Source organism: Mesorhizobium sp. M2C.T.Ca.TU.002.02.1.1 (assembly GCF_003997225.1).
The window spans coordinates 1-9356 of sequence record NZ_RZTO01000169.1 but is presented as its reverse complement, the minus strand read 5'-3'; the positions used below and the strand labels follow the sequence as shown (position 1 = coordinate 9356).

Sequence of the window (9356 nt, the reverse complement as noted above, 5' to 3'; positions counted from 1 at the left end):
GTTCAGCATCATCGCCGTCGACCCGAACGGCAAGCGCGAGGACCTGAAAGGCGCCCAATGGTCGCTGGTCAAGGTCGAGCGCAACTATCAATGGTACCGTTCCAACAATTCCTGGAACTACGAGGCCGTGAACCTCACCAAGGCCGTCGCCAATGGCGCGGTCGACCTGAAGGCCGATGGCGAGGCGACCGTATCGCTCCCCGTCGACTGGGGCCGTTACCGGCTTGAGGTCGAGACCGCCGATCCGGATGGTCCCGCCACCAGCTATGAGTTCGATGCCGGCTGGTATGTCGCCTCGACCACCACCGAGACGCCCGACGGCCTTGAGATCGCGCTCGACAAGGACAGCTACGCCGCCGGCGAGGTCGCCAAGCTGAAGATCTCGCCGCATTTTGCCGGCGAACTCCTGGTCACCATCGGCGCCGAGAAGCTCTTGAAGACCGTTACCGCCTCGGTGCCGGCCGGCGGCAGCACCGTCGACATCCCCGTCGGCGACGACTGGGGCGCCGGCGCTTATGTCACGGCGACCTTGTTCCGGCCCGGCGACGCGCAGGAATCGCGCATGCCGGCCCGCGCCATCGGCATCCAGTGGTTGTCGGTCGATCCGGGCTCGAAGAAGCTGGCGGTTTCCCTGACACCGCCCGAAAAGACGATGCCGCGCCAGCAGCTGTCGATCCCCATTGCGGTCAACGGCGCGCAGGCCGGCAGCAACGCCTATGTGATGGTGGCTGCCGTCGATGTCGGCATCCTCAACCTCACCAACTACAAGGCGCCCGATCCGGAGGACTGGTTCTTCGGCCAGCGCATGCTGGGGCTGGAGATCCGCGACCTCTACGGACGCCTGATCGACGGCTCGCTCGGCGCCATGGGCAAGATACGCACCGGCGGCGACGGGGCGAACATGCAGGCGCAGGGCAGCCCGCCGACCGAAAAGCTGGTCGCCTTCTTCTCCGGCCCGGTCGAGCTCGATGCCAACGGCAAGGCGCGCGTCGACTTCGACATCCCGCAGTTCAACGGCACCGTGCGCGTCATGGCCGTCGCCTGGACCAAGGAGGCCGTCGGCCATGCCCAGACCGACGTCATCGTGCGCGATCCGGTGGTGATCACCGCAGGCCTGCCGCGCTTCCTGGCGCCGGGCGATGCGGCGACCATGCGCCTCGACATCGCCGACACCGATGGTCCGGCCGGCGATTATGCGCTCTCGGTCACCACGGCCGGGGATCTCACGACCGGCGACAAGCCCCTGCCCGAGAAGCTGACGCTCGCCCAGGGCAAGCGGCAGTCGCTCACCTTCCCGCTGGTCGCCAAGACCGCGGGCGACGCCTCGATCACCGTCAAGCTCGCGCACGCCGACGGCACGCAAGTCGAGCAGACGCTCTATCTGCCGGTGCGCCCGGCGCAGCTTCCGGTCACCAACCGCATGGTGGTCGACCTGAAGCCGCATGGCGGCTCGTTGCGCGTCGACAAGGAGCTGCTGGCGTCAAGCGTGCTCGACGGCGCTTCGGTCAGCGTCGGCGTCTCGCAGTCGTCCGCGCTCGACGTGCCGTCGCTGCTGATGTCGCTCGACCGCTACCCCTATGGCTGCGCCGAGCAGACCACCAGCCGCGCCATGCCGCTGCTCTATGTCAACGACATGGCCAAGAGCATCGGCATGGAGAGCGACCCGGACCTGCATCAGCGCATCCAGGACGCCATCTACAAGGTGCTCTCCTACCAATCGTCAAGCGGCAGCTTCGGCCTCTGGGGACCTGGCTCCGGCGATCTGTGGCTCGACGCCTATGTCAGCGAATTCCTGACCCGGGCGCGCGAGCAGAAGTATGATGTTCCCGCGCTTGCCATGAACCAGGCGCTGAACAACCTGCAGAACTCGCTTGGCTACGACCAGGACGTCCAGGACAAGGGCAGCGAGATCGCCTATGCGCTCTATGTGCTCGCCCGCAACAAGAAGGCCTCGATCGGCGATCTGCGTTATTACGCCGATACCCAGATCGAAGCCTTCTCCAGCCCGATGGCCGTCGCCCAGTTGGCGGCGAGCCTGGCGCTCTACGGCGACACGCAGCGTTCGGAAGCCACCTTCCAGACGGCGCTCAGGCTGGCACAGTCGGAGACCGACTATGACTGGTACCGCTCGGACTACGGCTCGCGGCTGCGTGACGGCGCGGCGTTGCTGGCGTTGGCGGCGGAATCGAAGCCTGTGCCCAGCATCATGCCGCAGCTGATCAAGCTGGTGGGCGTGGCGCGCGCCGACGCCCGCTGGACGAGCACGCAGGACGAATCCTGGATGCTGCTTGCCGCGCGGGCGCTGAAGGAAGGCAATGATTCCATCTCGCTTTCCGTCAACGGCGCGCCGCATTCGGGCGGCTACTCCGACCAGGTCGCCGGCAGCGACCTCGTCGACAGCCCGCTCACCATCGCCAACACCGGCGCGACGCCGCTGCAGGCGGTGGTGACCGCGGTCGCCGCGCCGGTCGATCCGCTGCCGGCCGGCGGCGACGGCTTCACCATCGATCGCACCTACTACAAGCTCGACGGCACCGCGGCCAATGTCACCGAGGCCAAGCAGAACGAGCGCTACGTGGTCGTGCTCAAGGTCTACGAGCGGAACAAATGGCCGTCGCGGCTGCTGATCACCGATCTGTTGCCGGCCGGCTTCGAGATCGACAATCCGAGCCTGGTTTCCAGCGCGCAATTGTCGAACTTCTCCTGGCTGGCGCAGACCGACGCCGCGCATCTGGAGTTCCGCGACGACCGCTTCGTCGCCGCCTTCAATCCGAACGAAGGCGACGGCGACCGCAACATCACGCTGGCCTATGTCGTGCGCGCCGTGACACCGGGCACCTACACCCATCCGGCGGCGACGGTGGAAGACATGTACCGGCCGCAATACTCGGCCCGTACCGCCACCGGCGTGATGGAGGTCAAGGCGGACTAGCAAGGTCGCCGGTTTAGCCTTCTCCCCGTCCCCATACGGGGAGAAGGTGCCGGCAGGCGGATGAGGGGCAGCACCATGCTCTCCAGAAAATTCCTCAGACGAACCGCAATCGCAGGCGCCTGCCTCGCCGGCTTCGCGGCCGCGTCGATCGCCGCGCTCCGAGAACTCGACCGCGCCTTCCCGCCGCCGCTGCCGGTAAGGCTGACGGTCTCGACGGAGGTCCAGGACCGCGACGGCCAGTTGCTACGCGCCTTCGCCACGCCGGACGGCTACTGGCGGCTCGAAACCCGCCTCGACCAGGTCGACAAGCAGTTCGTCGACATGCTGGTGGCCTATGAAGACAAGCGCTTCTGGGATCACCGCGGCGTCGACATCCTGGCGTTGTGCCGCGCCGCCGGCCAGCTCGTCACCAGCGGCCATATCGTGTCAGGCGGCTCGACCTTGTCGATGCAGCTTGCCCGGCTCATCGAGCCGCGCGACAGCCGCAGCCTCGGCTCCAAGCTCAAGCAGATGCTGCGCGCCATCCAGATCGAGCGGCGGCTCTCCAAGCAGGAAATCCTCGAACGCTACCTGACGCTGGCGCCCTATGGCGGCAATCTCGAAGGCGTGCGCGCCGCCTCGCTCGCCTATTTCGGCAAGGAGCCGAAGCGGCTTACCGTTTCGGAAGCCGCTCTTCTGGTGGCGCTGCCGCAATTGCCGGAAAAGCGCCGTCCCGACCGCAATCTCGGCATCGCGCACGCCGCGCGCGACCGCGTGCTGACCCGCATGGTCTCGGCCGGCCTGCTCGGCGAACGCGAAGCTGCCCGCGCCGCGCTGGACGATGTTTCCGGCCTGCGCAGAAAACTGCCGGCGCTGGCCGCGCATGCTTCCTATGCCATGCTGCCCAAGGCCGTACCCGGCAAGCCGCTGCAGCTCACCATCCGCAAAAGCGTGCAGCAGGGGCTGGAGCAGGTGGCAAGGGATGCCGCCAGGAAGCTCGGCCCGAAACTCTCCGTCGCCATGGTCATGGCCGATGCGCGCACCGGCGACATCCTCGGCGAGGTCGGCTCCGCCAATTTCTTCGACGCCAGCCGCTCCGGCTGGATCGACATGACCAAGGTGGTGCGCTCGCCCGGCTCGACGTTGAAACCTTTCATCTACGGACTTGCTTTCGAGCAGGGGCTGGTGGCGCAGGAGATGATCATCGAGGACAGTCCGGCCGACTTCGGTGGCTACCGTCCGAAGAATTTCGACATGGGCTACCAGGGCGATGTCTCGATCCGCCAGGCCCTGCAATTGTCGCTCAACGTGCCGGCGATCCGCGTGCTCGACGCCGTCGGTCCGGCGCGGCTGACGGCGCGCTTCCGCCAGGCCGGCGTCAACCCGATCCTGCCGGTCAACGAAGCGCCCGGCCTGGCGATCGGACTTGGCGGCGTCGGCGTGACCTTGCGCGACCTGGTGCAGCTCTATACGGGGCTCGCCAATGGCGGCAAGATGCACACGCTGCATGACGGCACCGAGCCGGCCGATGCCGAGCGCACCACCGCCACCATCCTCGACGACCAGGCCGCCTGGCAGATCAACGACATCCTGTCCGGCGTGAAGCCGCCGGAAGGCGCCATGCAGCGCGGCATCGCCTACAAGACCGGCACCTCCTACGGCTATCGCGATGCCTGGTCCGTCGGCTTCGACGGCCGTTACGTGCTGGGTGTGTGGGTTGGCCGCGCCGATGCAAGCCCCGTCCCCGGCCTGTCGGGCTATGTCTCGGCGGCACCCATCCTGTTCGAAGGCTTCGTCCGTTCCGGCCTTGCCAGCGTGCCGCTGTCCGGCCGGCCGCCTGGCGTCTTCAACCCCCGGCGCGAGGAACTGCCGGTGACGCTCGCCCGCTTCGGCGCCGGATCGGACGGGCTGGTGCAAGCCACCGCCACCGAGCCCGCGCCGACCATCGTCTTCCCGCCCAATGGCGCCCGCGTCGATCTCGGCACCAACTCCGCCGACGCCACGCCGCTGGTGCTGAAGCTGCAGGGCGGCCGCGCGCCGTTCCGCTGGCTCGCCAACGGCAAGCCGCTCGCCGGCATCGACCGCCGCCGCACCGCGACCTGGCAACCCGACGGCACCGGCTATTCGACGCTGACCGTGATCGACGCGGCAGGACGGGCGGCGAGCGTGAAGGTTTTCGTTGAGTAGGATGCGGCAAGCGGTTCAGGGGATTGCGCTTCTTAATGCTTCGGGGCAAGAAATTTCTGGCCTGATGTATGGCGTGAGGCCCCCCTCTCTGGCCTGCCGGCCATCTCCCCCTCAAGGGGGGAGATCAGCAGCTTCGCTGCCTTCGCCAATTTTCAACGTTAGAAAGATAGAGCCGGCGCCGAAGCCGCCAATCTCCCCCCTTGAGGGGGAGATGCCCGGCAGGGCAGAGAGGGGGGCCTCGCGCCGACCTCTATTGGGAGCATTCTTCGCGGCGCTTGCGCTGGCAATCGCTCTCCCCGCCCGTGCCAACCCCCTCCCCGCAGGCTTCGTCAGGCTCGCCGATATCGATCCGACCATCCGCCAGGACATCCGCTACGCCGGCCTCGAAAATTTCCTGCACCGCAAGGCCGACGGCTATGAGGCGCCGGTCTGCATCCTGACCGCGCAGGCGGCGAAGGCGCTGTCCAACATCCAGAAAGCCATCACCGCCAAGGGCCTGACGCTGGTCGTCTTCGACTGCTATCGCCCGGCGCGCGCCGTCGCCGACATGGGCAGTTGGACGAGAGAAGGCGGCCCGCCGGATCCGCAATGGTATCCGACCGTCGAGCGCGGCGATCTGATCGCCAAGGGCTATGTCGGTGAGTTGTCCAGCCATTCGCGAGGCTCGACGGTCGACCTCGCCATCGCCGAGACCGGCAAGAAAAGCTCCATACACCCGGCCTGCGGCGCGCCGGACGGCGGCGCACTCGACTTCGGCACCGGTTTCGACTGCTTCGATCCGATGAGCGAGACGGCGCACCGCCCTCTTCCCGCCGAAGCGGCAACGAACCGCAGGATGCTGCTTGCCGCCATGCGTGCCGCCGGCTTCCGCAACTATGCGCGCGAATGGTGGCACTTCACCCTGGCCAAAGAACCTTTTCCAAAACAGCGCTTCGATTTTCCGGTCACCGCCAATTAAGGCGTACCCGAGGCTTGCCCTGCACCCGACCGTTTCTAATTAGCTCGGCTGATGAGGAGCCGTGCGGCCAGCGCATAGGAAATCATTTCCTCAACCAGTCCAATCACGGCGAAAAATTGCTTCGAGGAGGCGAAAAAGGCAACATTCAATGCATCTAAATTCTATAAACTCGGTAGAGTTCGCAGCAGTTCAACGGAGGCGGGAATGACCAAACCTCATTTCAGGAAACTGCTCGGCGCGCTGGTCGCCACATCTGTCCAGTTCGGCACGCTCGGTTTCGCGTTTGCCGACACGACCATTCTGAATGTGTCCTACGACCCGACACGTGAACTCTATAAAGCCTATGACGAGGCGTTTGCCGCGCACTGGAAAGCGGAGACCGGCGAAACCGTAACCATCCAGCAGTCGCATGGCGGATCCGGCGCGCAGGCCCGGGCGGTGATCGATGGCCTCGACGCCGACGTCGTGACGCTGGCGCTCGAAGGCGACATCAACGCCATCGTCTCGAAGACAAAGAAGATCAGCCCGGACTGGCGTACGAAGTTCGAGAACAACTCGGCGCCTTACACCTCGACCATCATCTTCCTGGTGCGCAAGGGCAATCCCAAGGGCATCCACGACTGGAGCGATCTGGTGAAGGACGGCGTCCAGGTGATCACCCCGAACCCGAAGACGTCCGGAGGCGCGCGCTGGAACTACCTTGCCGCCTGGGCCTATGCGAACGCCAATGACGGCAACGACGAAGCCAAGACTAAGGCGTTCGTCGGCAAGCTTTATGCGAACGTCCCCGTCCTCGATACCGGCGCGCGCGGTTCGACGGTGACCTTCGCGCAGAAGGGTCTGGGCGACGTGCTGATCGCCTGGGAGAATGAAGCCTATCTCGCGCTCGACGAATTCGGCGCCGACAATTTCGACATCGTCTACCCGCCGACCTCGATCCTGGCAGAGCCGCCGGTCGCCGTCGTCGACGCCAATGTCGATGCCAAGGGCACGCGCAAGGTCGCGGAGGCCTATCTGAGCTGGCTCTATTCCAAGGAAGCCCAGACCATCATCGCCAAGAACCACTATCGCCCGGCCAAGCCCGACCTGGTGCCGGCCGAGGACCTTGCCAAGCTCCCGGCAATCAAGCTGGTCACCATCGACGACCCGCAATTCGGCGGCTGGAAGAAAGCGCAGCCTTACCATTTCGGCGATGGTGGTATATTCGACCAGATCTACAAGCCGGCGCAGTGAAGCCGGACGGCCGGTGAGCCTCGGGCATGCCGGCCGAATGCGACTGCGCAAAGCCATTCTGGTTTGAATAGAAGGGACGATCCAGAACAGCATGACCACAGCACCCGCCAAAGCGGGGTGGCGATTCAGGCAGCCGAGTGTCATTCCGGGCTTCGGATTGACGCTCGGCTTCTCGCTTGCCTACCTCACGCTCATCATCCTCATCCCGCTTTCGGGCCTGGTCTGGCGTTCGGCCGCGCTCGGCTGGGCCGATTTCTGGGCGATCGTCGTCGACCGGCGCACCCTCAACGCGCTGAAGATAAGCTTCGGCACGGCCTTCCTGGCGGCTGTGGTCAATGTCGTGTTCGGCACCGTCGTTGCGTGGGTGCTGGTCCGTTACCGTTTCCCCGGGCGCCGCATCGCCGACGCGATGGTCGACTTGCCCTTTGCCCTGCCCACGGCCGTCGCCGGCATCGCGCTCACCACGCTCTATGCGCCGAATGGCTGGATCGGCCATCTCCTGATGCCGCTCGGCATCAAGGTCGCCTACACGCCGCTCGGCATCGTCATCGCGCTGGTGTTCATCGGCCTGCCCTTCGTCGTGCGCACCGTCCAGCCGATCATGGAAGAGCTCGACAAGGAGGTCGAGGAAGCGGCCGCCACATTGGGCGCCAACCGCTTCCAGATCATCACCCGCGTGCTTTTCCCCGGCCTGGCGCCGGCGATCATCACCGGCTTCTCACTCGCCTTCGCGCGCGGCGTCGGCGAATACGGCTCGGTCATCTTCATCGCCGGCAACCTGCCCTTCAAGTCCGAGATCGCGCCGCTTCTGATCGTCATCCGGCTCGAGGAATACAATTACGAGGCGGCGACCGCGATCGCCGCGATCATGCTGGCGCTGTCCTTCGTGATGCTTCTGGTCGTCAATCTCGTCCAGACATGGAGCCGCAAGCGCTATGGCTGATCCCGAGATCAAATCCTACGAGCCGCATCACGAGAGCCAGTCGGCCGCGGTGACCGAAAGCCGGCCCGTCAAGGCCGTGCTGATGGCAATCGCCCTGGCCTTCCTCGCCGTCTTCCTGCTTTTGCCGCTGATCGTCGTCTTCCACGAGGCGCTTGCCAAAGGCATCGGCGCCTACACGGAAGCCCTTTCCAGCCCCGACACGCGCTCGGCCATCCGCCTGACCTTGCTGGTGGCGGCGATCTCGGTGCCGCTGAACGTCATCTTCGGCATCTCGGCCGCTTGGGCGATCGCCAAGTTCGAATTCAAGGGCAAGGCGTTTCTGACAACGCTCATCGACCTGCCCTTCTCAGTCTCGCCGGTCATTTCCGGCCTGGTCTATGTGCTCCTCTTCGGCGCGCAGGGACTGCTAGGCGCCTGGCTGAAGGCGCATGGCATCGTCATCCTTTTCGCCGTGCCCGGCATCGTGCTGGCTACCATTTTCGTCACTTTCCCCTTCGTCGCGCGCGAGCTGATCCCGCTGATGCAGGAACAGGGCAATGGCGACGAGGAGGCGGCGCTTTCGCTGGGTGCCAGCGGCTGGCAGGCCTTCTGGTATGTGACGCTGCCCAACGTCAAATGGGGACTGCTCTACGGCGTGCTTCTGTGCAATGCGCGCGCCATGGGCGAGTTCGGCGCGGTCTCGGTGGTGTCGGGCCATATACGCGGCCTCACCAACACCATGCCGCTGCATGTCGAGATCCTCTACAACGAATACAACGCCGTCGGCGCCTTTGCCGTCGCTTCGCTGCTCGCCGGCCTGGCGCTGGTGACGCTGGTCTTGAAAACGCTTCTCGAGATGCGCTACGGCGCCGAGATCGCCGCGACACGCGGACACTAGATGCATGTCACCCAAAAGTGCGTAGCGGTTTTGGGATAATGATATGCATCAACGAACTGAGGGATCTGCATGGAAGTTCGCGTCGTCAATGTGCGCAAGGAGTTCGAGCGGTTTCCGGCGCTCCATGACGTGTCGCTCGACATCAGGTCCGGCGAGCTGATCGCGCTGCTCGGGCCGTCCGGCTCCGGTAAGACGACCCTGCTGCGTCTGATCGCCGGTCTGGAGCGCCCGACCAAGGGCGCCATCT

General features: G+C 65.4%; 7 protein-coding genes. All 7 read left to right on the top strand.

Annotated features, from left to right (window positions below; genetic code table 11):
- Window positions 1-2932 (top strand): alpha-2-macroglobulin (locus tag EOD07_RS11890; RefSeq protein ID WP_164772192.1); only part of this gene is annotated, 2932 nt, incomplete at its 5' end.
- A 75-nt stretch (window positions 2933-3007) separates the two neighbouring features.
- Window positions 3008-5098, top strand: a complete 2091-nt coding sequence (pbpC, locus tag EOD07_RS11885; protein ID WP_245470062.1) for a penicillin-binding protein 1C — start codon at window positions 3008-3010, stop codon at window positions 5096-5098.
- Window positions 5099-5309: 211 nt separating this feature from the next.
- A complete protein-coding gene (locus EOD07_RS11880) occupies window positions 5310-6056 on the top strand; it encodes a M15 family metallopeptidase (protein ID WP_245470060.1) in 747 nt (248 codons plus the stop codon).
- Window positions 6057-6260: 204 nt separating this feature from the next.
- Window positions 6261-7289 (top strand): sulfate ABC transporter substrate-binding protein, encoded by a 1029-nt coding sequence (locus EOD07_RS11875; protein WP_127235584.1) that lies wholly within the window; start codon window positions 6261-6263, stop codon window positions 7287-7289.
- A 91-nt stretch (window positions 7290-7380) separates the two neighbouring features.
- Complete coding sequence (gene cysT / locus EOD07_RS11870) at window positions 7381-8232, top strand: sulfate ABC transporter permease subunit CysT (RefSeq protein ID WP_040984144.1); 852 nt, start codon at window positions 7381-7383, stop codon at window positions 8230-8232.
- On the top strand, window positions 8225-9109 hold the full coding sequence (cysW, locus tag EOD07_RS11865) for a sulfate ABC transporter permease subunit CysW (protein ID WP_073985311.1): 885 nt from the start codon (window positions 8225-8227) through the stop codon (window positions 9107-9109). Before cysT ends, cysW begins: the two co-directional genes overlap by 8 nt.
- Before the next feature lie 69 nt (window positions 9110-9178).
- On the top strand, window positions 9179-9356 hold a 178-nt coding region (locus EOD07_RS11860; protein ID WP_127235583.1), incomplete at its 3' end, for an ATP-binding cassette domain-containing protein.

What these genes read in the sequence shown, in the direction of transcription:
- pbpC (WP_245470062.1), top strand. Translation starts at nt 3,008, where the DNA reads ATGCTCTCCAGAAAATTCCTCAGACGAACCGCAATCGCAGGCGCCTGC.
- cysT (WP_040984144.1), top strand. Translation starts at nt 7,381, where the DNA reads ATGACCACAGCACCCGCCAAAGCGGGGTGGCGATTCAGGCAGCCGAGT.
- cysW (WP_073985311.1), top strand. Translation starts at nt 8,225, where the DNA reads ATGGCTGATCCCGAGATCAAATCCTACGAGCCGCATCACGAGAGCCAG.
- EOD07_RS11880 (WP_245470060.1), top strand. Translation starts at nt 5,310, where the DNA reads ATGCCCGGCAGGGCAGAGAGGGGGGCCTCGCGCCGACCTCTATTGGGA.
- EOD07_RS11875 (WP_127235584.1), top strand. Translation starts at nt 6,261, where the DNA reads ATGACCAAACCTCATTTCAGGAAACTGCTCGGCGCGCTGGTCGCCACA.